This window comes from Serratia sp. LS-1 (assembly GCF_003719595.1).
GTDB classification, from domain to species: Bacteria; Pseudomonadota; Gammaproteobacteria; order Enterobacterales; family Enterobacteriaceae; genus Serratia; species Serratia ureilytica.
Genome location: NZ_CP033504.1, coordinates 2,023,978 through 2,050,194 on the forward strand (window position 1 = coordinate 2,023,978; position 26,217 = coordinate 2,050,194).

The 26,217-nt window shown below is 59.7% G+C and carries 23 protein-coding genes; 14 read left to right on the forward strand and 9 right to left on the reverse strand.

The features are described 5' to 3' along the window. The first annotated feature begins 93 nt into the window (after positions 1-93). The 3 genes from ogt (at position 94) to uspE (ending at position 2,752) form a co-directional block, all read left to right on the forward strand. A complete protein-coding gene (ogt, locus tag EDY99_RS09790) occupies positions 94-618 on the forward strand; it encodes a methylated-DNA--[protein]-cysteine S-methyltransferase (RefSeq protein WP_004938274.1) in 525 nt (174 codons plus the stop codon). Positions 619-898: 280 nt separating this feature from the next. Continuing rightward, the gene (locus EDY99_RS09795; protein ID WP_004938278.1) at positions 899-1,663 is read left to right on the forward strand and encodes an FNR family transcription factor; all 765 of its coding nucleotides are present in this window, start codon (positions 899-901) and stop codon (positions 1,661-1,663) included. A 126-nt stretch (positions 1,664-1,789) separates the two neighbouring features. Beyond that, entirely contained in the window at positions 1,790-2,752 is a 963-nt protein-coding gene (gene uspE, locus EDY99_RS09800; protein WP_004938281.1) for a universal stress protein UspE, read from the forward strand. Positions 2,753-2,813: 61 nt separating this feature from the next. Here uspE and pntB read toward each other — a convergent pair whose 3' ends face one another. Next, positions 2,814-4,208 (reverse strand): Re/Si-specific NAD(P)(+) transhydrogenase subunit beta, encoded by a 1,395-nt coding sequence (gene pntB, locus EDY99_RS09805; protein ID WP_025159771.1) that lies wholly within the window; start codon positions 4,206-4,208, stop codon positions 2,814-2,816. Positions 4,209-4,218: 10 nt separating this feature from the next. Next, the gene (gene pntA / locus EDY99_RS09810; RefSeq protein ID WP_042784620.1) at positions 4,219-5,748 is read right to left on the reverse strand and encodes a Re/Si-specific NAD(P)(+) transhydrogenase subunit alpha; all 1,530 of its coding nucleotides are present in this window, start codon (positions 5,746-5,748) and stop codon (positions 4,219-4,221) included. A 537-nt stretch (positions 5,749-6,285) separates the two neighbouring features. Between pntA and ydgH the strand changes: the two genes are divergently transcribed. Continuing rightward, positions 6,286-7,236 carry a DUF1471 family protein YdgH gene (ydgH, locus tag EDY99_RS09815; protein WP_025302966.1) on the forward strand — a complete coding sequence of 317 codons (951 nt, stop codon included), beginning with the start codon at positions 6,286-6,288 and terminating at the stop codon, positions 7,234-7,236. On the opposite strand, the gene EDY99_RS24590 is transcribed toward ydgH, so the two are convergent. Then, positions 7,229-7,423 carry a hypothetical protein gene (locus tag EDY99_RS24590; protein WP_127897184.1) on the reverse strand — a complete coding sequence of 65 codons (195 nt, stop codon included), beginning with the start codon at positions 7,421-7,423 and terminating at the stop codon, positions 7,229-7,231. The two genes, ydgH and EDY99_RS24590, sit on opposite strands and share 8 nt — an antisense overlap. Positions 7,424-7,480: 57 nt before the next feature. Between EDY99_RS24590 and EDY99_RS09820 the strand changes: the two genes are divergently transcribed. From EDY99_RS09820 to EDY99_RS09830, 3 genes are all read left to right on the forward strand, one after another. After that, positions 7,481-8,872, forward strand: coding sequence for an amino acid permease (locus tag EDY99_RS09820; RefSeq protein ID WP_033643208.1), 1,392 nt, complete (start codon positions 7,481-7,483; stop codon positions 8,870-8,872). Positions 8,873-9,093: 221 nt separating this feature from the next. Further along, on the forward strand, positions 9,094-9,579 hold the full coding sequence (locus EDY99_RS09825) for a hypothetical protein (RefSeq protein ID WP_047026034.1): 486 nt from the start codon (positions 9,094-9,096) through the stop codon (positions 9,577-9,579). A gap of 52 nt (positions 9,580-9,631) precedes the next feature. Beyond that, positions 9,632-10,006 (forward strand): pyridoxamine 5'-phosphate oxidase family protein, encoded by a 375-nt coding sequence (locus tag EDY99_RS09830; RefSeq protein ID WP_226886078.1) that lies wholly within the window; start codon positions 9,632-9,634, stop codon positions 10,004-10,006. A 99-nt stretch (positions 10,007-10,105) separates the two neighbouring features. On the opposite strand, the gene EDY99_RS09835 is transcribed toward EDY99_RS09830, so the two are convergent. Beyond that, on the reverse strand, positions 10,106-10,516 hold the full coding sequence (locus tag EDY99_RS09835; RefSeq protein ID WP_033643211.1) for a hypothetical protein: 411 nt from the start codon (positions 10,514-10,516) through the stop codon (positions 10,106-10,108). Between the two features lie 183 nt (positions 10,517-10,699). On the opposite strand from EDY99_RS09835, the gene folM reads away from it, so the two are divergent. The 4 genes from folM to EDY99_RS09855 all read left to right on the forward strand — a co-directional run bounded on the left by folM (position 10,700) and on the right by EDY99_RS09855 (position 15,059). Next, positions 10,700-11,422: a dihydromonapterin reductase gene (gene folM, locus EDY99_RS09840; protein WP_060660666.1), complete on the forward strand. Its 723-nt coding sequence runs from the start codon at positions 10,700-10,702 to the stop codon at positions 11,420-11,422. Between the two features lie 75 nt (positions 11,423-11,497). Further along, on the forward strand, positions 11,498-12,223 hold the full coding sequence (gene rstA / locus EDY99_RS09845) for a two-component system response regulator RstA (protein ID WP_042784624.1): 726 nt from the start codon (positions 11,498-11,500) through the stop codon (positions 12,221-12,223). Continuing rightward, complete coding sequence (rstB, locus tag EDY99_RS09850) at positions 12,220-13,524, forward strand: two-component system sensor histidine kinase RstB (protein ID WP_033643213.1); 1,305 nt, start codon at positions 12,220-12,222, stop codon at positions 13,522-13,524. The genes rstA and rstB overlap by 4 nt, the downstream gene beginning before the upstream one ends. A 35-nt stretch (positions 13,525-13,559) precedes the next feature. After that, positions 13,560-15,059 (forward strand): carboxypeptidase M32, encoded by a 1,500-nt coding sequence (locus tag EDY99_RS09855; RefSeq protein WP_108680829.1) that lies wholly within the window; start codon positions 13,560-13,562, stop codon positions 15,057-15,059. Between the two features lie 170 nt (positions 15,060-15,229). Here EDY99_RS09855 and EDY99_RS09860 read toward each other — a convergent pair whose 3' ends face one another. Next, complete coding sequence (locus EDY99_RS09860; protein ID WP_089194808.1) at positions 15,230-16,135, reverse strand: alpha/beta fold hydrolase; 906 nt, start codon at positions 16,133-16,135, stop codon at positions 15,230-15,232. A 185-nt stretch (positions 16,136-16,320) separates the two neighbouring features. Here EDY99_RS09860 and asr point away from each other — a divergent pair, with 185 nt between their 5' ends. Then, positions 16,321-16,599, forward strand: a complete 279-nt coding sequence (gene asr, locus EDY99_RS09865) for an acid resistance repetitive basic protein Asr (protein WP_033643216.1) — start codon at positions 16,321-16,323, stop codon at positions 16,597-16,599. Positions 16,600-16,894: 295 nt separating this feature from the next. Beyond that, positions 16,895-17,707 carry a serine protease gene (locus EDY99_RS09870; protein WP_042784631.1) on the forward strand — a complete coding sequence of 271 codons (813 nt, stop codon included), beginning with the start codon at positions 16,895-16,897 and terminating at the stop codon, positions 17,705-17,707. Between the two features lie 96 nt (positions 17,708-17,803). Here EDY99_RS09870 and hrpA read toward each other — a convergent pair whose 3' ends face one another. Next, on the reverse strand, positions 17,804-21,691 hold the full coding sequence (gene hrpA, locus EDY99_RS09875; RefSeq protein ID WP_103101513.1) for an ATP-dependent RNA helicase HrpA: 3,888 nt from the start codon (positions 21,689-21,691) through the stop codon (positions 17,804-17,806). A gap of 269 nt (positions 21,692-21,960) precedes the next feature. Between hrpA and azoR the strand changes: the two genes are divergently transcribed. Next, positions 21,961-22,566 (forward strand): FMN-dependent NADH-azoreductase, encoded by a 606-nt coding sequence (gene azoR / locus EDY99_RS09880; RefSeq protein ID WP_015377994.1) that lies wholly within the window; start codon positions 21,961-21,963, stop codon positions 22,564-22,566. Between the two features lie 119 nt (positions 22,567-22,685). Here azoR and EDY99_RS09885 read toward each other — a convergent pair whose 3' ends face one another. Genes EDY99_RS09885 through EDY99_RS09895 form a run of 3 tightly spaced genes read right to left on the reverse strand, consistent with a single transcriptional unit; the run spans position 22,686 to position 25,824 of the window. Continuing rightward, positions 22,686-23,009, reverse strand: coding sequence for a YdbL family protein (locus EDY99_RS09885; protein WP_033643218.1), 324 nt, complete (start codon positions 23,007-23,009; stop codon positions 22,686-22,688). Positions 23,010-23,017: 8 nt separating this feature from the next. Then, entirely contained in the window at positions 23,018-23,215 is a 198-nt protein-coding gene (locus tag EDY99_RS09890) for a YnbE family lipoprotein (RefSeq protein WP_025302979.1), read from the reverse strand. Next, positions 23,212-25,824, reverse strand: coding sequence for a YdbH family protein (locus tag EDY99_RS09895; RefSeq protein WP_046687126.1), 2,613 nt, complete (start codon positions 25,822-25,824; stop codon positions 23,212-23,214). Before EDY99_RS09895 ends, EDY99_RS09890 begins: the two co-directional genes overlap by 4 nt. Positions 25,825-26,217: the final 393 nt, after the last annotated feature.

Consider the following 26,217-nt stretch of genomic DNA (forward strand, 5'->3'; position numbering starts at 1 on the left):
ACCCTGCGGTCGCCCATCAGCATGTCCGAAATCCGCCATCGCTCCCTTGCGTTTCATGCGATAATCGCCCTACCAAACCGAGGAGTGATCCAGATGCAGACTTTTTTGATTGATCGTACCGCCACGCCGGTGGGAGAACTGGTGCTGATTGCCGATGAACAGGGGCGCCTGCGGGCGATTGACTGGACCGATCACGAAGCGCGCCTGATGAAGCTGCTGAATACCCACTACCGCGCCGATCGGTTCACCCTGCGCGAACAGCGCGATCCCAGCGGGCTGACCGACGCCATGCAGCGCTATTTCGCCGGTGAACTGAGCATTATCGATCGGTTGCCGGTGATGACCGCCGGCACCGAGTTCCAACGCACCGTCTGGCAACAGCTGCGCCAAATCCCCTGCGGCGAGATCCTGACCTACGGCCAGCTCGCGCAACGCATCGGCCGTCCGACCGCCTCGCGCGCAGTCGGCATGGCCAACGGTTCAAATCCGATCAGCATCGTCGTGCCCTGCCACCGAGTGATCGGTTCGCAAGGCGCACTGACCGGCTATGCCGGTGGCGTACAGCGCAAACAATGGCTGCTGCAGCACGAAGGCTACCTGCCTAAAAGCCTGCTGTAGCCGCGCCAGGCGATTATCCGGCGCCATTGTTTGGCGACGCTTAATAAAGCCCATTGCTCAACGCCACGCTCGCAGGCCGCTGGGCCCCATGAATAACTTGTGTGAATAAAACGCATAAGTCACAAATAATACTCATAACTTCAGTCCCCTACAGAATAATCGGCGGCATGTGTGCGTAAAATTCGCACACAATGCCCCTATTCAGACTAATGCTACCCTTATCAGCTGCGGCAAAAGATGTTAAAATTGACTCATATCAATTATTGAATGAGCGTAATCTATGATCCCGGAAAAACGCGTGATTCGTCGTATCCAGTCTGGTGGTTGTGCGATCCATTGCCAGGACTGCAGCATCAGCCAGCTGTGCATTCCTTTCACCCTTAATGCCCACGAGCTGGATCAGCTCGACAACATTATCGAGAGGAAAAAGCCTATTCAGAAAGGCCAGACCCTGTTCAAGGCCGGCGACGAGCTGAAATCGCTGTACGCGATCCGTTCCGGGACCATCAAGAGCTACACCATCACCGAGCAAGGCGACGAGCAGATCACCGGCTTCCACCTGGCGGGTGACCTGGTGGGCTTTGACGCCATCGGTGGCCTGAAGCACCCAAGCTTCGCCCAGGCGCTGGAAACCTCGATGGTGTGCGAAATTCCGTTCGAGACCCTCGACGATCTGTCCGGCAAAATGCCAAACCTGCGTCAGCAGATCATGCGGTTGATGAGCGGCGAGATCAAAGGCGACCAGGACATGATCCTGCTGTTGTCGAAGAAAAACGCCGAAGAGCGCCTGGCGGCGTTCGTTTACAACCTGTCGCGCCGCTTTGCGGAGCGCGGTTTCTCTCCGCGCGAGTTCCGTTTGACCATGACCCGCGGCGATATCGGCAACTATCTCGGCCTGACGGTGGAAACCATCAGCCGGCTGCTGGGCCGCTTCCAGAAAAGCGAAATCCTCAGCGTGAAAGGCAAATACATCACCATCGAAAACGCCGACGCCCTGTCGGTGCTGGCCGGTACGCCGCGTATCAACGTGACCGTCAACGCCTGATTCTCCTGCCGGATCACCATTTCCCCGAAATTGTTGATCCGGCACGCTTCTGTTGTTGTTCTGTTTTTCAATGTTGGGTTACTCTGTAAATTAACAGACTGTTGATTTCAGCTGTAAGGAGGCCCTATGGCGAAGTATCAGAATCTTCTGGTGGCTATTGACCCCAATCAGGACGATCAGCCGGCATTGCGCCGCGCCGTGTACCTGGTAAAACGGAACGGCGGGCGCATCAAGGCCTTCCTGCCCATCTATGACTTCTCTTACGAAATGACGACCCTGCTCTCCCCGGATGAAAGAACGGCGATGCGGCAAGGTGTGATCAGCCAACGCGCCGCCTGGATCAACGAGCAGTGCCGCTTCTATCTCAACGACGGCGTGCCGATCGAAATCAAAGTGGTCTGGCATAACCGCCCCTTCGAAGCCATCATTCAGGAAGTGCTTTCCGGCCAACATGACCTGCTGCTGAAAATGGCGCACCAACACGACCGGTTGGAGTCGGTGATCTTTACCCCCACCGACTGGCACCTGCTGCGCAAATGCCCTTGCCCGGTGTGGATGGTGAAAGACCAGCCCTGGCCGGAAGGCGGCAAGGCGCTGGTGGCGGTCAATCTGGCCAGCGAAGAACCCTATCACGACCCGCTCAATATCAAACTGGTGCAAGAAACCGTCGAACTGGCGCAAAACGTCAACCAGACCGAGGTTCACCTGGTCGGCGCCTATCCCGTTACCCCGATCAACATCGCCATCGAATTGCCCGACTTCGACCCGAGCGTCTACAACGACGCCATTCGCGGCCAGCATCTGATCGCCATGAAGGCGCTGCGGCAAAAATTCTGCATTAAGGAAGAGTTCACCCACGTGGAAAAAGGCCTGCCGGAAGAGGTGATCCCCGATTTGGCCGAACACCTGCAGGCCGGCGTGGTGGTGCTGGGCACCCTGGGCCGCACCGGTATTTCAGCCGCCTTTATCGGCAACACGGCGGAACATGTGATCGATCATCTGAAATGCGACCTGCTGGTGATTAAACCGGAAAACTTCAACTGCCCGATCGAGGCGGATGAAGACGACGAACACGACGACGAAGATTAGGCTTCGCACATAAAGAAACGGGCCGCTGAAAAGCGGCCCGTTTTTCTTTGGTTGCCCAATTTTACTTCTGCAACGCCCGCAAAATCGCTTCCACGCTGTCTTTGGCGTCGCCGAACAGCATTTGGGTGTTCTCCTTGAAGAACAGCGGGTTCTGCACGCCGGCGTAGCCGGTGTTCATCGACCGTTTGAACGCGATCACGTTCTGCGCTTTCCACACTTCCAATACCGGCATGCCGGCGATCGGGCTGCGCGGATCTTCCAGCGCCGCCGGGTTCACCGTATCGTTGGCGCCGATCACCAGCACGGTGTCGGTATCCGGGAAATCGTCGTTGATTTCATCCATCTCCAGCACCACGTCGTACGGCACCTTCGCCTCTGCCAGCAGCACGTTCATGTGGCCCGGCAAGCGCCCCGCGACCGGGTGAATGCCGAAGCGCACTTTCACGCCGCGCGCCCGCAGTTTTTCGGTGATTTCCGCCACCGGATACTGCGCCTGCGCCACCGCCATGCCGTAGCCCGGGGTGATGATCACCGAGGTGGAGTTTTTCAACTGCTCGGCCACCTCTTCCGCCGTGGTTTCACGGTATTCGCCCATCTCTTCGGCATCGCCGGTGGATGAACCGTCGCTGCCGAAACCGCCGGCGATCACGCTGATAAACGAGCGGTTCATCGCCTTGCACATGATGTAAGACAGGATCGCCCCCGAAGAGCCCACCAGCGCGCCGGTGACGATCAGCAGATCGTTGCTCAGCATGAAGCCCGCCGCGGCCGCCGCCCACCCCGAGTAGGAGTTGAGCATCGACACCACCACCGGCATGTCGGCGCCGCCGATCGAGGCGACCAGATGCCAGCCGAACGCCAGCGCGATCGCCGTCATCAGCAGCAGCGTCACCACCTGCCAGCCCACGCTGTCGGTGCGCACGAACGCCACCAGCAGCAGGAACGAGATCACCAGCGCCGCCAGGTTCAACTTGTGGCGATTCGGCAGCATCAACGGCTTGGAAGAAATGATGCCGCGCAGTTTGCCGAAGGCGACGATCGACCCGGTGAAGGTCACCGCACCGATAAAGATGCCGAGGAACACTTCGGTCAGATGGATATTCGCCATCACCGGTTCCATCGGCGCACCGTGATCCAGATAGCTGTTGAAACCGACCAGCACCGCGGCCAGGCCAACGAAGCTGTGCAGCACCGCCACCAGCTCCGGCATTTCGGTCATCTCGACCTTCTTCGCCAGATAGACGCCGATCGAGCCGCCGATGATCATGGCGATGATGATCCAGCCGACGTTGCCGGAATCCGGCCCCAGAATGGTCGCGATCAGCGCTATCGCCATGCCGGCGACGCCGAACAGGTTGCCCTGCTTCGACGTTTCATGACGCGACAGGCCCGCCAGGCTGAAAATAAACAAAATAGCGGCAACAATGTATGCAGCTGTAACCAATCCTCCAGACATTTGTTACCCCTTAGTTCTTGCGGAACATCTTCAGCATGCGCTGAGTGACGGTGAACCCACCGAAAATATTGATGCTGGCGATCAGCACGGCGATAAAGGAGAGGAAACTCACCCAGCCGCCGTGGCCAATTTGCAGCAGCGCACCGACCACGATAATCCCTGAGATCGCGTTGGTGACCGACATCAACGGGGTATGCAGCGCATGGCTGACGTTCCAGACCACGTAGTACCCGACCACGCAGGCCAGCGCGAACACGGTAAAGTGCGACAGGAACTCTTTCGGGGCTGCGTCCGCCAGCCAGCCGAACAGCAGGATCGCCAGAGCCATCAGGCCGTACTTCAGCCACGGCGAGGTCGGCTTGGCTTCAGGTTTGGCGACCGGTGCGGCGGCGGGCGCCGCTTTCGGCTGGGCGGAAACCTGGATCGGCGGCGCCGGCCAGGTGATTTCACCGCTGCGCACCACGGTAACGCCGCGGATCACCGTATCGTCGAAATCGATATCGATCTCGCCGTTCTTCTCTTTCGACAGCAGCTTCAGCAGGTTGACCAGGTTGGTGCCGTACAGCTGCGAAGATTGTGTCGGCAAGCGGCTCGGCAGATCGGTATAGCCGATGATTTTCACGCCGTTGTCGGTCACGGTAATGGTGTCGGCCACGGTCAGTTCGCAGTTGCCGCCAGTTTGCGCCGCCAGATCGACGATCACGCTGCCCGGCTTCATCGACGCCACCATCTCTTTGGTGATCAGCTTCGGCGCCGGTTTACCCGGGATCAGCGCGGTGGTGACGATGATGTCAACCTCCGCCGCCTGTGCGGCGAACAGCGCCATCTCTGCCTTGATAAAGGCTTCGGACATCACTTTGGCGTAACCGTCGCCGCTGCCCGCTTCCTCTTCAAAATCCAGCTCGAGGAATTCCGCGCCCATGCTCTGCACCTGCTCTTTCACTTCCGGGCGGGTGTCGAAGGCGCGCACGATGGCGCCGAGGCTGCCCGCAGCGCCGATCGCCGCCAGGCCGGCCACGCCGGCGCCGATGATCATCACCTTGGCCGGCGGCACTTTGCCGGCGGCGGTGATCTGGCCGGTGAAGAAGCGGCCGAACTCATGCGCCGCCTCGACGATGGCGCGGTAGCCGGCGATGTTGGCCATCGAGCTCAGCGCATCCATCGACTGGGCGCGCGAGATGCGCGGCACCGAGTCCATCGCCAGCGCGGTGACGTTGCGCGCCGCCAGCTTGGCCATCAGCTCGGGGTTTTGCGCCGGCCAGATAAAGCTGACCAGCGTGCTGCCTTCGCGCATCAAGGCGATCTCGTCGTCTTGCGGCGCGTTGACTTTCAGGATCAGATCCGACTGCCACACTTCGTTTTCGTCGACCAGCGCCGCGCCGGCGGCTTCGTAGGCGACGTCGTCAAAACTGGCCAGTTTGCCCGCCCCGCGTTCAATCGCGACGGTAAAACCCAGCTTCAGCAGTTGTTCCACCGTTTTCGGCGTGGCTGCGACCCGGGCTTCATTGGCCAACCGCTCTCTTGGTACACCAATACGCATAATGTTCCCTTCTCACCTGTCTTGGATGATGTTTATTATTTTCCTGCCCATAGAACGGCGCCATCGGCGAGCGAGGCGTCAACTTGCCCGCACTGATTTCAGACGCCAACTATAACCTACTGAAAATAAGGTCGATGATCCATAATTGCTTACGCATTCAGCCCTGTTTTTACATAAAAACGCCGGGCGCGATATGACAAATCGCAATTTACAGTGAAAAAATGCATACAGAACAGCACATTCTGCATGGTTAGAGGTTTGCGCCCGGCGTAACGATTTATCGCCATGCGGGGCGGATAAGCATAAAAGTTATCATTTTGTGAATAATTAACACTAATGACACCAAAGCCTTTATTATGGAAACTTATGGCGGCGGCGCCATCCGTGCGACCCGCGTCACCGTCAAGGATTTGTCGCACGGGATAACATAAAATGCTGAGACAGTTTTCAGAATTACATGTAATAATCGACGGCTGAATTACACTTAAACAGTTCAGTACGTTATAAACGTTAATGCGCTAGGCGAAAGGATTTTTTATGAAGCTGAAGACCACGATCATCGCGTCAGCCTTGTTATCACTCACCGCGCTGTCCGCTCATGCGGCGCAAGAGTTAACTCCTGAGAAAGCAGCGGCGCTGAAGCCGTTTGATCGCATCACGATTACCGGCCGCTTCAATGCGATCAATGAAGCCGTCGACGCCGTATCCCGCCGTGCAGACAAACTGGGTGCCGATTCCTTCTATATCCAGGACAGCAACAACAGCAACAACGGCGGCAACTGGCGCGTCACCGCAGACCTTTATCATAAAGATGCGCCAGAAGTGAGCAAAACACCAAAATACCGCGTATTTAACGGCGTGAATGAACTGCCTAAAGAGGAAGCCTACCTGCTGGAGCCTTACGATACCGTGAGCGTCAGCGGTTTCTACCGCAGCCAGCCGGACATTAACGACGCCATCTCCAAAGAAGCGCAGAAAAAAGGCGCCGCCTCATTCTTCATCGTGCGCCAGGTTGACGCCAACTCCGGCGGCAACCAGTTCGTCACCGCCTACATCTATAAGGCCGATGCGCCGAAACGCCGCGTGCAGAGCCCGGACGCCATCCCGGCCGATTCTGACGCCGGCCGCGCCGCGCTGGCCGCCGGCGGTGCCGCAGCCGCGAAAGTCGAAATCCCTGGCGTCGCGTCTTCCGGTTCGCCAAGCCGCGAAGTAGGCCGTTTCTTCGAAACCCAGTCCTCTACCGGCCAACGCTATACCGTCACGCTGCCTAACGGCACCAAGATTCAGGAAGTGAACAACGTGACCGCCGCGCAGATGGTGCCATTCGATTCCGTCACCTTCACCGGCCACTTCAACAGCATGACCGACGTGTCCACCGAAGTGGCGAAACGCGCGGCCGAGAAAGGCGCCAAGTACTACCACGTCACTCGCCAGTGGCAGAACAAGAGCGGCGGCAACCTGACCGTCAGCGCCGATCTGTTCAAATAAAACCCGCTTTTCGGTTTACCATCGGGCAGCCCTTGAGCTGCCCGTTTTTATTGCCGCTCTTTTCGCCGCTCGTTGAATAGTTTTTTGTAAATTCCGCATATTCAATCATTGCATCTCTAATCATCCCTCCGTAGAATTTGCGCCAATTTTTAGGGCTATTGTCTATTAGCGCAATGGTTGTTAACACATTGTTGCCGCCAAGCAGTTCCCTTCCAGTTGTTTATTCTGCGTTCAGGATCCGTCATTGGAAAAAAAACTCGGTCTTACCGCGCTAACCGCTTTGGTGCTCAGCTCGATGCTGGGCGCCGGCGTGTTCAGTCTGCCGCAAAACATGGCGCAGGTCGCCAGCCCCGCCGCGCTGCTGCTGGGTTGGGGGATCACCGGCGTCGGCATTCTGTTTTTGGCGTTTGCCATGCTGTTGCTTACGCGTCTGCGCCCGGATCTGGACGGCGGCATCTTCACCTACGCCAAAGAGGGATTCGGCGAGCTGATGGGCTTCTGCTCTGCCTGGGGTTACTGGCTGTGCGCCGTAATCGCCAACGTCTCGTATCTGGTGATCGTGTTCGCGGCATTGAGCATTTTCACCGATCGCGGCGGCAACGTTATTCTCGGTGACGGCAATACCTGGCAGGCGCTGATCGCCGAATCCGCCCTGCTGTGGATCGTGCACGCGCTGGTGCTGCGCGGCGTGCAAACCGCCGCCAGCATCAATCTTGCGGCCACTCTCGCCAAGTTGCTGCCGCTGGGGATGTTCGCCGTTCTGGCGGCGATCGCCTTTAAAATGGACGTGTTCACGCTGGACTTCCAGGGGATCGCCCTCGGCAAGCCGGTATGGGAACAGGTCAAGGACACCATGCTGATCACCCTGTGGGTGTTTATCGGCGTGGAAGGCGCCGTGGTGGTTTCCGCGCGCGCGCGCAATAAGAAGGACGTGGGCCGCGCGACCATGTTGGCGGTACTGTCGGCGCTGGCGGTGTATCTGATGGTCACCTTGCTGTCGCTGGGCGTGGTGCCGCGCAGCGAACTGGCCGACATGCGCAACCCGTCGATGGCAGTGCTGATGGTGGAACTGATTGGCCCGTGGGGAGACGTGATCATCGCCGCCGGTCTTATCATTTCCGTGTGCGGCGCCTACCTCAGCTGGACCATCATGGCGGCGGAAGTCCCCCTGCTGGCCGCACAGCACGGCGCATTTCCACGCGTGTTCGGCAAACAGAACCGCCATCACGCCCCATCGTCTTCGCTGTGGCTGACCAACATCGCGGTGCAGCTGGCGTTGGTGCTGATCTGGTTGACCGGCAGCAACTACAACTCGCTGTTGACCATCGCGTCGGAAATGATCCTGGTGCCTTACTTCCTGGTCGGCGCATTTCTGTTCAAGGTGGCTTACCGTCGCCGCGACAAGCGCCTGATCTTCGCCGCCACCGGCGCCTGCGTCTATGGTTTATGGCTGCTGTACGCTTCCGGGCTGATGCACTTGCTGATGTCGGTGCTGCTGTATGCACCGGGCCTGTTGGTGTTCATGTACGCCCGCCGCGGCCATCAGGATATCAATCTGCTGAATCGCCTGGAAAAAGGCAGCATCTTACTGCTGCTGGTGGCCACGCTACCCGCCGGCTGGTTTATGCTGCACTAAAGTGTCCCGTCAATGCGGCTGCCCGTCAGCCGCATTTTGCTTCCTCTTTTTCCCCTGCTACCGCGTTCCCCCCCCTTTGCACAGTCAGCCATGCGTCTCGCTTGCGATCTCAAATGCAATTAATTATCATTATCATTTATTGATTAGTGGTAAGACGCGAGTGCCCCTGGCGAGAGGCGTCAGGCGGCGGATGAAGACAGGCTGAAAATGGAAGGCATTTCATGGCTGAGAAACTGCTGCACGCATTACCTTTGTTTACCGCCTGGGAGGCGCTGATCGCCGAGGGCAACATGGCGTTTAATCAGCGGCACGATCGCCAGGCGATGGCGCGCTATCAACAGGCGCTGGAGGGGGCTCAGGCGATCATCGCCGAGAAGCCCTGGCTGAATGCGGAATATACCGCCAGATTTGAAGCGCTGAATATTTTCGAGTCTGCCCTTGCCGCGCTGATCGTCACGTTCAACAACATTACCCATCTGCGCCTGCGGCAGAAGCCTCTGCGCGGCGTCGAGCTGCATGTTCATCAGGCCCGAGTCGCTATCGAGCAACTGTTGGACGATACGTCGCTGTGCGAACAGATGCAGCAGATCGCCGAACGGCACCTGCTGCGCTTCAGGATTGAAACCCTGCACTTGCTGCGCGAACACCGGTTGCCGGAAACCAGCGTCTGCGCGCCGGCGGCCAACGCTTCCGCTACCTTGCATTAAAAGTGACACACCAATCTGAGGGTCATCTGTAATGAATGAATTGAATGACGAGATGAAGAAGATGCTGGCTAAACAGCTGCCTGTGCAGGCGACCAGCAGCCCGAACGGCGTTCCCGATATCGGCCCCAAGCGCTCTTTGCGCCTCTATGATGACCGTACGCTGATTTACAACGAAAATACCGGTGGCCAAACGCTGAAAAACATCAAGGCCGGCTCGAAAATGGCCGTTGTGGTCATCGATCGCGAGGCGCTGGACGGTTACCGCTTCGTTGGCACGCCCGAACTGTTTCTGGCGGGCAAGCCGTTTGACGATGCGTTGACGTTTGCGGAAAAAAACGGAATGAAGCCGCCGAAGTACGCGGTGTTAATTCATATAGACAGTATTTATACCCTGCGCTCCGGCCCGAATGCCGGGACCCAGCTCTAGACGCCGGCCGTCATGCGGCGTGAGACATCACGTTCATGGTTAGGCCATCGCGACGAGTCAATTGCCTAACCATGAACGGGCGGCCGGGTTGATGCCCGGTCAGCTTTTGGGAGGGATCGCGACGGTCATGCGTTCACCCACCAGAGTAATCGCAATGCCTTCCGCACACTCTTTCTGAATGGCCGCCAGTTGTTGAGCCTCCAGCGCATAAGGCAACTGAATATCAAACACCGCCAGGCCCTGCTGCTGCGCCAGGTCAATCAGGCGCACGATGTTGGTTTCATCGCTGACCTGCGTCGACACCACCTGCAGCGCCAACTCTTTTAACTGCTCTTTGCGCGTTTGCGACGTGGTCACGCGCGATTTCAACACCATGCCGAAGATCGGCATCACACCATAAATAGCATCAACAAAGCGCCAGTGCTTCCTGCACGATGCGGACAGAAAATCCATATAGTCGAAACAGATTTTCTCACTGCGCGCGATGGATGCAAGGTGATTGCTGTTCATCCCCTCATTCCTCTCATGGCCAGTGTTAACCCGTGGTCTTTCAAGCCGCCGCCGGGGGCAACCTGAAATGCATTGGGGATCTTATATCCAGAAATGGATAATCATGCGAAGCTTTAACGACTTTCCGCCGTATGATGGCATAATTCCCCTATTGTTTGCCAGTCTGTCCAGGAGCTTTAATCAATGGAACACCACAACTCCGCCCCGGTGCTGATTACCGGCGGCGCACGGCGCATAGGGCTGGCGCTCGCCAGAGCGTTTCTCCAGCGCGGCGTTCCGGTCATCATCGCCTACCGCAGCGAATATCCGGCGATGGCCGAGTTGAAAGCCTTGGGCGCCTGCTGCATTCAGGGCGATTTTTCCACCCATGAAGGCATTTATCGTTTCGCCGAACAGGTGCGGCAGGCCGCGCCCAAGCTGCGCGCGGTGATCCACAACGCCAGCGCCTGGCAGGCGGAGTCACCGGAGGTGCCGCCGGAACAGGTCATGGCGGCGATGCTGCAAATTCACGTCTACACGCCCTATTTGCTCAATCAACTGCTCGAGTCCTGCCTGACCGGCCAGGGCCAGGCCGGCGCCGACATTATCCATCTGACCGACTATGTGGTGGAAAAAGGCAGCGACAAGCATATCGCCTACGCCGCCAGCAAAGCCGCGCTGGACAACATGACCCGGTCGTTCGCCCGCAAATTGGCGCCCGAAGTCAAAGTCAACGCCATCGCGCCGGCGCTGATCATCTTCAATCCGGGCGACGACGAAGCTTATCGTCGGCAGGCGCTGGCGAAGTCGCTGATGAAGGTCGCGCCGGGCGAGAGCGAAGTGGTCAATCTGGTGAACTACCTGCTGGAGAGCCGCTACGTCACCGGCCGCACCCACGGCGTCGACGGCGGGCGGCCGCTGCGCTGACGCAAAGATCCGCTTGGCGCAACCTCGCGGGCCGCGCTATGCTGAAATCCGCTTTTCTTATTAAAACACGGGCATATGCATAAAATTGTTTTTGTGGAAGACGATCCTGAGGTCGGCAAACTGATCGCCGCCTATCTGGGTAAACACGATATCGAGGTGCTGATCGAACCGCGCGGCGACAGCGCGCAAGCGCGCATCGAGCGCGAGCAACCCGATCTGGTGCTGCTGGACATCATGTTGCCCGGCAAAGACGGCATGACGCTGTGCCGCGATCTGCGCCCCACCTTCCCCGGCCCGATCGTGCTGCTGACCTCGCTCGACAGCGACATGAACCATATCCTGTCGCTGGAGATGGGCGCCAACGACTATATCCTGAAAACCACGCCGCCGGCGGTGTTGCTGGCGCGCCTGCGTTTGCATCTGCGTCAACACAGCCAGCAGCCGAAAGAAGAGTCGGCTCAGCCGCTTACCCAGCATAACGCGCTGCATTTCGGGCTGCTGTGCATCGATCCGGTCAACCGTCAGGTTACGCTGGGCGAGGAAACCATCACCCTGTCCACCTCGGATTTCGATCTGCTGTGGGAGCTGGCGACCCACGCCGGGCAGATCATGGATCGCGAGGCGCTGCTGCAAAACCTGCGCGGCGTGAGCTACGACGGCATGGACCGCAGCATCGACGTGGCGATCTCCCGCCTGCGCCGCAAACTGTACGACAACGCGCTGGAGCCTTTCCGTATCAAGACGGTGCGCAACAAGGGCTATCTGTTCGCCCCTAACGCCTGGGCATCGGTGCAACAATGAGAAAACTTTTCGTCCAGTTCTTTCTGTTGCTGTTCGTCTGTTTTCTGGTGATGGCAATGCTGGTCGGCCTGGTGTACAAGGTGACCGCCGAGCGCGCCGGCCGCCAGTCGATGGACGATTTGATGAAAAGCTCGCTGTACCTGATGCGCAGCGAGCTGCGCGAAATCCCGCTGAAGGACTGGAACAAGACTATCGCCACGCTGGATCTCAATCTGTCGTTCAAGCTTCATATCGAACCGCTCGGCAAACAGGAACTGAGCGAGGATCTGAAAAAGCGGCTGCGGCTGGGTGAAATCATCGCCCTCGACGATCAGTACACCTTTATGCAACGCATTCCGCGCAGCCACTATGTGTTGGTGGTCGGCCCCATTCCTTATCTGTTCTATCTGCACCAGATGCGTCTGCTGGATCTGGTGTTGCTGGTGTTTATCGGCATGTCGCTGGCGCTGCCGGTGTTTCTGTGGATGCGGCCGCACTGGCAAGACCTGCTCAAACTGGAAAACGCCGCTCAGCGGCTCGGCGCCGGGCATCTGGATGAACGCACCCACTTCGATCCCACTTCCAGCCTGAGCCGGCTCGGCGTGGCGTTCAACCAGATGGCCGACAACGTCAACACCCTGATCGCCAGCAAGAAACAGCTGATCGACGGCATCGCCCACGAGCTGCGCACGCCGCTGGTGCGCCTGCGCTATCGGCTCGAGATGAGCGATAACCTGTCCGAAGGCGAGCAGCAGGCGCTGAACCGCGATATCGGCCAACTGGAGTCGCTGATCGACGAGCTGCTGACCTATGCCCGCCTGGACCGGCCGCAGGTTGCGTTAAACATTGAACCCATCGATCTGCCAAAGTGGCTGGAGGACAAGGTCGATGATATCCGCCTTATCCATCAGGAACGCGACATCCAGCTCGACATCCCGCACGTCGGCGACTTCGGCGGCGTCGATCTGCGCCTGATGGAGCGCGTGCTCGATAACCTGGTCAACAACGCGCTGCGCTATTCCGAGCAGCGCCTGCGCGTTGGGTTGTGGTTCGACGGCGATCTCGCCTGTTTGCAGGTCGAGGACGACGGGCCGGGTATCCCGCCGGAAGAGCGCGAGCGGGTGTTCGAGCCTTTCGTTCGCCTCGATCCCAGCCGCGATCGCGCCACCGGCGGCTGCGGGCTGGGGCTGGCCATCGTCCATTCCATCGCCGTCGCCTACCAGGGACAGGTGTTCGTCGAAGGCAGTTCGCTCGGCGGCGCCAGCTTCCGTTTCTGCTGGCCGGTGAAGCCGACATTCAGTTTAAAAGCCGATCTGGCGTAATACCGCCGGACCCTTCTCATTGGAGCCGAATAATAATGACATCTGCACCTTCCAACACGTCTGCTTACGATCACCTGCGCGCGCTTTTTAGCCGGCTGTCGCGTTTCGGCCACCTGTCCGCCATCGCCGGTTGGGACATGCAAACCATGATGCCGCCGGGCGGCAGCAAGGCGCGCTCCGAAGCCCTGGCCGAATTGAGCGTGCTGCAGCACCAGATTTTAACGGCACAAAGCACCGGCGCGCTGTTGGATCGTGCGCAGCAAGAGACGCTGGACGAGATCGACCGCGCCAACCTGCGCGAAATGCGCCGCCAGTATGAAGACGCGGTGCTGCTGCCGGCGTCGCTGGTCGAAGCCAAATCGCTGGCCGGCGCCCGCTGTGAACACGCCTGGCGCGCCCAGCGCCCGGCCAACGACTGGGATGGCTTCGCGGAGAATCTGCGCGACGTGGTCAAACTCAGCCGGGAAGAGGCGCAGATCCGCGCGCAGGCGGCCGGCACCAGCCGTTACGATGCCCTGCTCAACCTGTATGAGCCGGGCATGCGCAGCAGCGATCTCGATCGCATCTTCGGCGATTTGAAAACCTGGCTGCCGGATTTGCTGCAGCGCGTGGTGGCCAAACAGGCCAATGAACCCTGCCTGGCGCCGCAGGGCCCGTTCAATGTGGACACCCAGCGCCAGCTAAGCCTGAGCGTGATGAAGCTGCTCGGTTTCAACTTCGACAACGGCCGCGTCGACGTCAGCGCCCACCCGTTCTGCGGCGGCGTGCCGGAGGATGTGCGCATCACCACGCGTTACAACGAGAAAGAGTTCCTGACCGCGCTGCTCGGGATCGTACACGAGACTGGCCACGCCCGTTACGAACAGAACCTGCCGCGCGATCTGCTCGGCCAGCCGGTCGCCCTGGCTCGCTCCACAGCCATCCACGAATCGCAGAGCCTGCTGTTCGAAATGCAGCTGGCGCGCGGCAATGAATTCCTGAAAATCTTGCGTCCGCTGGTTACCGCGCAGTTTGGCGAACAGCCGGCGCTGGAAGAAGCCAACTTCATTCGCCTCAACCAGCGGGTGAAACCGGGCCTGATCCGCGTCGACGCCGACGAGGTGAGCTATCCTGCCCACGTCATCCTGCGCTACGAAATTGAAAAAGCGCTGATCGAAGGCGAGATCGAAGTGGAGGACATTCCGGCGCTGTGGAATGAAAAGATGCACGCTTACCTGGGCCTCGATACCATCGGCAACTACCGCAACGGTTGCATGCAGGATATCCACTGGACCGACGGCGCCTTCGGCTACTTCCCGACTTATACTCTCGGCGCGATGTACGCCGCGCAGCTGTTCCACAGCGTGCGTCAGGCCCTGCCTTCGCTGAACGAGGACATCGCCGCCGGCAATCTGCAGCCGTTGTTCCACTGGTTGCAGCATAACATCTGGCGCCACGGCAGCCGTTTCCCGACCGACACGCTGATCGCCAATGCAACCGGTGAAGCGCTCAATCCGCGCTACTTCCGCCAGCATTTGGAAAACCGCTACCTGTAATCTCTCCCCGTGCGCGGCCACGGCCGCGCCCTTTTTCCCCTGCTTGACCTAATAATGCTACATAGCGCGCTTTCCTTGCCGGCAACGCCTTGGCTACAGGGTGGCGGGTTGTTACCTACCAATAGTATGTTGTAACTAATACCATAAACAGCCGCGCCCCTATCTGCCTCTCATCCCAGCGCATGACGGGCGATCATCGTCACCAATTGTGGTCTCAACGCGGCGGGCAGATCATGCCCCATGCCCGGCATAATCTGCAATCTGGCGTTGGCGACGGCCCGAGCGATCGCCACCCCGCCGGCCTTGCGCACCAGCCGATCGCGATCGCCGTGAATCACCAGCGTCGGCGCGGCGATGCGCCGACTGTAACGCCGCAGATCGCCGCTGCCGAGCAGCGCGGAAAGTTGCCGCTGCATGCCCTCCGGATCCACGCCCCGCTTCAGCAACCGCTTCACCAGGGCATCCAGCTCCGCCTCCTCCGGCGGATAAGTCGCGGTGCCAAGCGCGCGCAGAAAGGCCTTCATCCCTTCCTGGCGCTGCTGAAGCGTCATATCGGCGGCAGGCCGGCGCACCAGCAACCACAGCAGCGAAGGCGCCGGCGGCGGTAACAGCGGTTGATTGGTGCTGGAAAACAAGATGCATAACGAGGCGACGCGCTGCGGGTATTCGGCGGCCAACACTTGGGCGATCATCCCCCCCATCGAGGCACCAAGGACATGAGCCTGAGGAATGCGTAAATGATCGAGCAGATGCGCCGCGTCCGTCGCCATATCCGCCAGAGTATAAGGCACCGGCGTTTGCCAGCCGAGCTGGGCACGCAACATCAACAGCCACAGCGGCGTCTTGCGCTGCGCCCGCGTTTTACCGGAAAGGCCGACGTCGCGGTTGTCGTAGCGGATCACCCGAAATCCCTTGGCGACCAGAGCGCGGCAGAAATCGTCAGGCCACAGCAAAAGCTGCGCGCCGATGCCCATGATTAACAACAGCGGCGGATGCGCCTCATCGCCCCAGTCTTCATAGGCCAGCGGCACCTCACCCTGTTCCGTCACGCCACAACGAACCGTTATCTCGTTCATTTTAAATCCCTTTTATCGAGCCTGACGGTCATTATAGCAGCAATCCCTCCTGCCGCCGCCGCCCTGTACATTAGGTTACAAGCCGAAACCAATCACTCACGGAAAGCCAGACGCCGTTTGCCTACTATCATCTCAACGGCCCCGCAGTGGGGTTGATACCCAAAAGTCATGTTGAGGATTCTGCGATGAAAAAAGTATTAGCTCTGGTTGTTGCCGCTGCAATGGGTCTGTCTTCCGTGGCTTTCGCTGCCGAGGCTGCCACCACTACCGCACCTGCGGCTACCGCAACCACCGCCACCGCTGCGCCGGCTAAAGCTCAGGTGAAACACCACGGCAAGAAAGCCCCGGTACAGAAAGCTCAGGCGGCCAAAAAGCATCACAAGAAAGCCGGCAAAAAAGCCCCGGCGCAAAAAGCCCAGGCGGCTAAAAAGCACCACAAGAAAGCCAGCCACAAAAAAGCGTAATGTCGTGAGGTTCCCCTCACCGCTTCAGGCTTGACGTGCACGACACCCGGTTCACCGGGTGTTTTTTCATCCGGGGGGTTCTCATTGATGCTGCGCCGCTACCTGTTCGAGATCATTCTGACCGCCCTGATCCTCTGTGGACTGATCGCCGTCTTTTTTTATCTGTAGCCTGTCGCCTCGCCGGCGGGAAATTATTGAAAAATCAGTTATTGCCCATCCACATGGCTGCTAAATCAGTCTATAGTTAGCATTCAGTGTGTTTATGGATGATCCGTATTTGTCAGGCAAGAGATCTATGCGCATATCCGTTTTACTGTTGCTGTGCTCACTCCCGCTCATCGCCTCCCAGGCGGCACGCGCCGACGGCCCGTCCAAGGCCGAGCAAACGCGTCTGTTTTTCGGCAAAGATGAACGAATCAAGGTCACGGATACCGCCGCCCAGCCGTGGCAAGCCATCGGCCAGGTCGAAACCGCCAGCGGCAATCTGTGTACCGCCACGCTGATCTCCCCACACCTGGCGCTGACCGCCGGCCATTGCGTGCTGGCGCCGCCGGGACAATTGGATAAAGCCGTCGCCCTGCGCTTCGTGGCGGGCGATAAATCATGGCAGTATCAAACCGACAATATTGAAACTCTGGTCGACAGCAAACTGGGCAAAAAGCTGAAAGCGGACGGCGACGGCTGGATCGTGCCGCCCGCCGCCGCCGCTTATGACTTTGCGCTGATCCGGCTGAAAGACAAAACGCCGCTGCCGATCGCCCCGCTGCCGCTGTGGCAAGGCGACAGCAAGGCGTTGACTCAGGCCCTGAAACAGGCCAAACGGCTGATCACCCAGGCGGGCTACCCGGAGGACCATCTTGATGACCTCTACAGCCACCAAAACTGCAAGGTGACCGGCTGGGCCCAGCAAGGGGTGCTGTCGCACCAGTGTGATACCCTGCCCGGCGACAGCGGCTCACCGCTGCTGCTGAAAACCGCCGACGGCTGGCAGCTGATCGCCATCCAGAGTTCGGCACCGGCGGCGAAAGATCGTTACCGCGCCGATAACCGCGCTCTGGCAGTGCCCGGCATCCGCGACGCGTTGGACGCCCTGGCGGCAGGCAAGTAGCTCTCGCAACGGCGCATCAAGCGCCGTTGCTGTTTCTCTGTTCCCTGAATTTCAACTTGCGCTGCGCCGGCCGTTTGCCGGCCGGCGCGCCTGAACTTAGCCCGAAAGCTGTTCGATGGTTTGCAGAATGCGCTTGTCGGAGATCGGGTAAGGTGTGCCCAGCTGCTGCGCGAACAGGCTGACACGCAGTTCTTCAATCATCCAGCGCACCGCTTTCACCTCTTCCTCCTGCTGTCGCTTCGGCGGCAGCTTGTTCAGCCACTGCTGCCACGCCTGCTGCACCTGCTCCACCCGCAGCATCTGCGCGCGATCGCGGTGCGGATCGATAGCCAGTTTCTCCAATCGGCGTTCGATCGCCTGCAGGTAGCGCAGCGTGTCCGGCAGCCGTTTCCATCCGTTGCCGGTGACGAAGCCGCGGTAGACCAGCCCGCCGAGCTGGGTCTTGATGTCCGACAGCGCCAGCGCCAACGACATGTCCACCCGGCCTTTCAGCCGTTTGTTGATGTTGAAGACCGCCGTCAGGATCTGTTCAACCTGCTTGGCCACCTCAACGACCGTGTCGTTCAGCTCGGCGCGGATCTGCTCCTGCAACCGTGCAAAGTCTTCCTCCTGCCAAACCGGGCCGCCGTGTTCGGCGATCAGTTTGTCGATGCCGCACGAAATGCAGTCGTCGATCAGCTCCAGCACCTTGCCGTACGGGTTGAAATAAAGCCCCAGCTTGGCCTTGTTCGGCAGCTTTTCATGCAGATATTTGATCGGCGAAGGAATATTCAACAACAGCAGGCGGCGCGTGCCCTGCCACATCGCCTGTTGCTGTTCGCTTTCGCTGTCGAACAGGCGGATTGCCACGCTGTCCTTTTCATCCACCAGCGCCGGATAGGCTTTCATCGAATAGCCGCCGCGCTTCTGCTCGTAGAACGCCGGCAATTGGCCAAAGCTCCAGACATGCAGGTTGCTCTGCTCCAGTCCGTCATCGGCCACCGCCGACAGCGTCTCCTGCACCTTCTCTTTCAACTGCAGGCGCAGGGCGGCCAGATCTTTGCCTTCGCGCAGCGTCTGGTTTTTCTCGCCCACCACGCGGAAAGTCATTTTCAGGTGATCGGGCACCTGATCCCACTGCCAGTCATCACGTGACACGGTCACGCCAGTCATGCGCCGCAGCTCGCGCTCCAGCGCGTCAAGCAGCGGCAATTCCAGCGCCGTTACGCGGCCAAGGAACGCTTCGGCGTAGTTCGGCGCCGGCACGAAGTTGCGACGCACCGGTTTCGGCAACGATTTGATCAGCGCGATCACTAGCTCACGGCGGATGCCGGGGATCTGCCATTCGAACCCCTGCTCCTCCACCTGATTGAGGATCGGCAGCGGGATGTGCACCGTCACGCCGTCGGCGTCAGTGCCTGGTTCGAACTGATAGCTCAGCCGCAGTTTGAGGTTACCCTGATGCCAGAAGTTCGGGTAGTCGAGCGCGCTGATCTTGTTGGCGCCATCCTTGATCAGCATCTCTTTTTCGAAGTTCAGCAGGTCGGGCTGCTGTTTGGCGGCGGTCTTCCACCAGCTGTCGAAATGACGGCCGGACACCACATCGTTGGGGAGACGGCGATCGTAGAAGCCGAACAGCGTTTCGTCGTCTACCAGAATATCGCGGCGACGCGATTTATGCTCCAGCTCTTCCACTTCGGCGCGCAGCTTTTGGTTTTCGCGGAAGAAAGCATGGCGCGTCTGCCAGTCGCCCTCCACCAGCGCATGGCGGATAAACAGCTCGCGGCACAGCAGCGGATCGATGGCGCCGTAATTGACCTGGCGCGCCGCGACGATCGGCAGACCGAACAACGTGACCTTTTCGCTGGCCATCACCGCCCCCTGCGACTTCGACCAGTGCGGTTCGCTGTAGCTGTGTTTCACCAGGTGCTGAGCCAGCGGCTCGATCCATTCCGGTTCGATGCGCGCGGCGATGCGCCCCCACAGGCGGCTGGTTTCCACCAGTTCGGCCACCATGGTCCACTTCGGCGGCTTCTTGAACAGGCCGGAGCCGGGGAAGATCGAGAAGCGGGCGTTGCGCGCGCCGGTGTATTCCTGCTTGTCCGCATCCTTCTGGCCGATGTGCGACAACAGGCCGGTCAGCAGCGCGGTGTGGACGCTGCGGTAGTCGGAAGGCGTGCTGTTGATCGGCAGCCCCAGCTCTTTCACCACCTGGCGCAGCTGGGTATAGATATCCTGCCACTCGCGCACCCGCAGGTAGTTGAGAAAATCGTTGCGGCACAGCCGGCGGAACTGGCTGGAGGAGTTCGCCTTTTGCTGCTCCTGCAGATAATCCCACAGGTTGACGAACGCCAGGAAGTCCGAGTCCTTGTCGGCGAAGCGGCGGTGTTTTTCATCCGAGGCCTGCTGCTTGTCCATCGGGCGCTCGCGCGGATCCTGAATCGACAGCGCGGCGGTGATGATCATCACCTCGCGCACGCTGCCGCTCTTCTGAGCTTCCAGCACCATGCGCGCCAGACGCGGGTCGATCGGCAACTGCGCCAGCTGCCGGCCCTGCGGCGTCAGCTGATAGTGGCCGTTATCGGCGGTGGTGATCGCCCCCAGCTCTTCCAGCAGGCGCACGCCATCTTGAATGTTGCGTTTGTCCGGCGCCTCGACGAACGGAAACGCGGCGATGTCGCCCAGCCCCAGCGAGGTCATCTGCAGAATGACCGACGCCAGGTTGGTGCGCAGAATTTCCGGATCGGTAAACGCCGGCCGCGAGAGGAAATCCTGTTCGGAGTACAGACGGATGCACACCCCCTCCGACACGCGGCCGCAGCGCCCTTTACGCTGATTGGCGGAGGCCTGTGACACCGGCTCGATCGGCAGGCGCTGCACCTTGGTGCGGAAGCTGTAGCGGCTGATGCGCGCGGTGCCCGGATCGATGACGTATTTGATGCCCGGCACCGTCAGCGAGGTTTCCGCCACGTTGGTGGCCAGCACGATGCGGCGGCCGTGGTGCGACTGGAACACCCGGTTCTGCTCGCTGTTCGACAGGCGCGCATACAGCGGCAGCACCTCGGTGTGCGGCAAATTGAGGCGGTTCAAAGCGTCGGCGGTATCGCGGATCTCGCGCTCGCCGCTCATGAAGATCAGAATGTCACCCGGCCCTTCGCGCCCAAGCTCATCTACCGCATCGAAAATCGCCTGCAGCTGGTCGCGGTCGGTATCGTCGCCGTCGTCGACCACCGGGCGGTAGCGCACCTCCACCGGGTAGGTGCGGCCGGAAACCTCGATGATCGGCGCATTGTTGAAGTGGCGCGAGAAACGCTGCGGATCGATGGTCGCCGAGGTGATGATCACCTTGAGATCCGGGCGCTTCGGCAGCAGTTCGCGCAGGTAACCGAGAATAAAGTCGATATTCAGGCTGCGCTCGTGCGCTTCATCGATGATCAGCGTGTCGTACTGCATCAGCAGGCGATCCTGCTGAATCTCCGCCAGCAAAATGCCGTCGGTCATCAGCTTGACCAGGGTGTTTTCCCCTACCTGATCGTTGAAGCGCACCTTGTAGCCCACGCTGCCGCCGAGCGGGGTTTCCAGCTCGTCGGCGATGCGGTTGGCGACGGTGCGCGCCGCCAGGCGGCGCGGCTGGGTATGGCCGATCAGCCCTTTCACCCCACGCCCCAGCTCCAGACAAATCTTCGGCAACTGGGTGGTTTTCCCCGAGCCGGTCTCCCCGGCGACGATCACCACCTGGTGGTCGCGGACAGCGTTTAAGATGTCCTGCTTTTTCTGGCTGACCGGCAGGCTTTCCGGATAGGTAATGCGCGGGCAAGACGCGGCGCGCGCCTGCACTTTTTGCCGCGCCGTCGCGATGTCGCTTTCCACTTCGGCGGCGACCGCCAGCTGGGCATCGGGATTTTTGATTTTTCGTGCGCCCTGCAGGCGACGACGCAGGCGTTGTTGATCGCGGAGCATCAGCTCGCCCAGTTGGGCCGGCAGTGCCTCAAGCGGAGATTTCACGTTCGGTGTTCCTTGTTTCATCGTGGCCAAGACCAGGCTTAGCAACGGTTTAATGTTTTTTTAGCGATTTTTTTGCTTTAGCCGCACAGCCTATCACAAACGGCTTTTTCCCCCTACTTTCGCGAGTAAAGCCTCGGCATGTTATTCAATAAAATCGAACGAAGATCTCGAAATATTGCGCTATCACTGTTGGGGGAATGTGAATAGCATGTAGTTCATGCAAGGGACGCTGAGTCCTGATGTCACTGTCACAACGTAAGGAATTATCGATGAGCAACGTATTGGTTCTGAAATCAAGCATCCTGGCGACCTACTCTCAGTCTAACCAACTGGCCGATTTCTTCGTAGAGCAATGGAGCAACGCCCACAGCGGCGACACCATCACCGTGCGCGATCTGGCCGCACAGCCAATCCCGGTGCTGGACGGCGAGCTGGTTGGCGCGCTGCGTCCTTCCGATGCTCCGTTGACTCCGCGTCAACAAGAAGCGCTGGCCCTGTCGGACGAACTGATCGCCGAGCTGCAGGCCAATGACGTCATCGTGATCGCCGCACCGATGTACAACTTCAACATCCCGACCCAGCTGAAAAACTATTTCGATCTGGTCGCCCGCGCCGGCGTGACTTTCCGTTACACCGAAAACGGTCCGGAAGGCCTGGTGAAAAACAAACGCGCCGTGATCCTGACCAGCCGCGGCGGCATTCATAAAGGCACCCCAACCGACCTGGTGGAACCTTACCTGCGTCTGTTCCTGGGCTTCATCGGCATCACCGACGTAGAGTTCGTCTTCGCGGAAGGCATCGCCTACGGTCCGGAAGTGGCGACCAAAGCACAGGAAGACGCCAAAGCGGCCCTGTCTCAGGTGGTTGCCGCGTAAGAGACTGCGCAGGGGCGTCATGCCCCTGCCGGACAAGAGGCAAGCCTTGTCAAACCTGCACTACCCTCATAATAATCATCTATCCGTATCATTCAGCGCGCCAGACGGCGCGCTTTTTTTTACTTCTTCAGCCACTGGCCGTTGATGCCGCGCACATACTCGCCGCTCTGCGCCCGCGTCACCAGCTTCTGGCCGGCCATGCGCGCCACTTCATCAACGGCGATATGGTTGCCGTCCGCCACTTCCTGATACTTCTCGGCGCGGCCGGCGTTGATGCGCTTCACCAGCGCCAAAGTTTCGGCGTCCTGCTGCACCGGCGCGATGTAGCCGCTCAGGGTTTCCCCCACCCGCCCTTGCTGCTTCGCCTCATCCAGCGTCAGCGCCATCGCCAGGCCGCTGAACAGCCAGGCGGCGCCGGCCAGCCACAAATAACGTTTTTTCATGTCGGCTCCTAGAACAGACCGCTTTGGGTTTTCAGCAGGTTTTCGACGTCCTTATCCACCTTGATATGAATTTCATGTTCGATCTTGACGTTCATATTGATGGTGATCGGATCCTTAGGCGTCGCCACCTCGATGCGCGGCACGCAGCCGCTCAGCAGCGAAACGCACAGCACCGCTGCCAGCGTCGACACACTCATGATTTTCATTGTTGCTCCCCAGGTTGTGAGAGGGCCTGCTCCAGCCACTCCTGTAAATTGTCGCCGAAGCGCAAACTGCGCCACAGCTGAAACACGTTTTCCTGATGGCGATAGTTCAGGATCACCTCGCGCTTGGCGCTTTTCTGCGGGTTGATGCCGTCGATGCGTGCGCTCAGCGTCAGCTCGCCCAGGTTGTCGAGATCGACCCGGGCATGCGAACGGTTGATTTCCATGTAGCGCAGCCAGTCGATCGCCGCGCCGGTCGCCAGGTTGTTGCTGCCGATGGCGTCGGCCATGTCTTTGTCCAGGCGCAGCGTCAACGTGCCGGCGTTGGCGATCCAGCCGTTTTGCACCAGCCACTTCGGATGGTTCAGGAACAGCGGCAACTCGCCGTCGACGCGGCCGGACATGGCGAACTGCTTCGGTTTCAGGGCGGTAAACAGCGCGCTGAGATCGACCTTGTCCAGCTTCAGCACTGCGGCGTCATGCTGCGGCAACCGCAGCGCCGACAGGCTGATATGCCCGTTGAGCATGTCCACGCCGACGTTGCTCAACGTCAGTGGCTGCCCTTCGCTATAAGGATAGGTGCCCTGCAAATCGGCGGAAATGTTCTGCATCTCGAACAGGTTGGTGAAAGACTTGATGCGCAGCGATACCGGCTGTTTAGCTCCCAATTGCCAGTGATGCTGCTTGAACCGGTACGACAGGATGAAATCCAGGCCGCTCATCTCCCCGTCCTTCAGCCACATGCCGCCGTTTTTCACCACCCAGTGGCCACCGGCCTCGAACCCTTGTTCGCGGGCGGCGGAAAACGCCGACTGCGCGTAAAACTCGCCGTCGCGCAGCGTGAGATTGAGATCCGGCGCCAGCAGCGGTTGGAAGACCTTCAGCGACTGTTTCGGCCACCAGCCTTCGCCGCGCAGACGTTCGCCGTCCCAACGGCCGCGCAGCGCGATCGGACCGATCTGTTGCGCCTGCAGCTTGCCCTGCATCTGGAAACTGTCCGGCGAACGGCCGTTCACCTGCAGCGCCAGCACCGGCGCCGGCAGATAACCGCCATCGCTGAAGCTGACCTTATCCGCCGCCAGCTGCAGCTCACCGTTGAACTGCGGGCTTTGTTCATCACGCCGCCAGCGCAGCGGCTGGTTGAGGCTCAAGCGCGGCGCGGCGACCGTCACCAGGCCGTACTTCAACTTATCGAAGCCGGTGGAGAGTTTATCGAGCACCAACTCGCTGTCGCGCCAGCTGCCGCTGCCGGCCACGTCCCAGGCGGCCTGCAGCGGCGGCAAGCGGCCATTGCCCCAGTAGCGCCATTGCCAGTGGCCCTTGTCCGGCCAGAAATCCTGCGCCTGGCCGTCTAGATGCAGCTTGAAGCGGCCCCAGTAACTGTCGCTGGCGCTCAAAATCGCCTGCAGGCGGCCGGTAATACCGGCAGCGGTCACCTTCACGCCCGCCAGCGGCAAACGCGCCTCTTCCAGCGTCATTTCCGGCGTCACCTTGCCCCACAGGCGCAGCAACGAACCCGGCTGCAGAACCAGCGTCGGGTTGAGAATGCTGCCGCCGAGCACGCCCGGGATCGACGCGGTAGCGGAGAAGTCGGCCAGATTGGCCTGGCCGGTCAGTTGGAACCGCAGATCGCTGTCGGTCAGCCCCACCTTGCCCGGCCCAAGCGTCAGCACCGCATTGCCCTTGCCGTTGTGGCCGGCCGTGATCACGTTCAGCCGCGCGCTGATCTCCGTTTCATCCAGTCCCTTGCTCCAGTCGTGCAGCGCGATGCTGAGGCCGCCGTTCAACGGCTGTCCGCTGTAGGGCCAACGCCACTCGCCCTGCTTGATGCTGACCCGCTGCGGGGTCACTTCCCACGGCAGCACCGCCAGCGGCCGATCGTCGCCTTTCTCGCTCACCGTCAACACGCCCTGCTGCTGTTGCCAGCGCATATCCAGCAAAACCGGTTTTTCCAGATAGGCCGTCTGCATTTCACCCTGCAGCGCGCCCTGCGTCGGCAGGCTGGCCAGATCCAGCGGAATGGTTATCTTGCCGGCGAGGCGCAGCGGTTGCGCGCTGTTGGGCGGAATGACGGTCAGGCTGTGCAACGTCAGCTGTTGTTTTTCATCCAGCTGCGCCTCGGCGCTGAGATTCGGCCCCCGATAATGCAGACGTTGCCCGTCAGAGCCGGAGGAAAGCTGCAGCTTCCCGGCATAACGCTGCCAGGGAATGAGCGTGAGGTCATGAATGGTGAGATCCAGCGGCGGCAGCTGCCGCTGCAGTTGATCGAGCGCAAGCGGCGCGCTGTTGGCGTCGCCGCCCGGCAGTTTTGACAAACAGGCGCTATCGACGCTGACCTTATCGCTCGACAGCTGCCAGCGGCCTTGCCGATAAGCCAGCCGCGTCGGCCCGACGCTGGCCAGCAGACAATCTTGCGCGGTGAAACGCGCCCCCGCCAACGTCAGGCCGCCCTGGCGCCAATGCAATTTGCCCTGCAACTCCAGTCGGCTTCCCGCCGGCAACCAATGCGATAACACCCCCGGCAGCCAGCGCGGCAAGGTTTGCCACAACGCCAGCACCAGGATTGCGCAGCCCGCCACCGTCCCTATGAATACTTTCAATCGCCTGGTCATTAAATGATTGCTTCGTTCCTGTGTTAGGCATTGGTTAAGTCTATGCCTGAATTGACAATAATGATGGCACGAATTTGACATAGGGTGAAGCTGAGCGCGGTCGCAGAGGCGATTTGCACCCTTTTGGCGCAAGCGCGCGCGGAGTTGTAGATTTTCGTTACATATACATCACATAAATAGGACAGTTTTCAGACTTTTGTTATTGTTGTTACCGTTGATGATTAATAGTCTTGCAAGCATTCTAATAAAAGTTTAGCTGCTAGCTAACTGTGTACTAGAGAAGCCATTCCCCACACCCCCGTGGGGATTTTTTTGTCGCCCGCCTCACCGTCGCCTTCCCTTCACCGTCGCCAGCCCACAGCAGCCTTGCAGCGTGGCTAACCAATTGTCGAA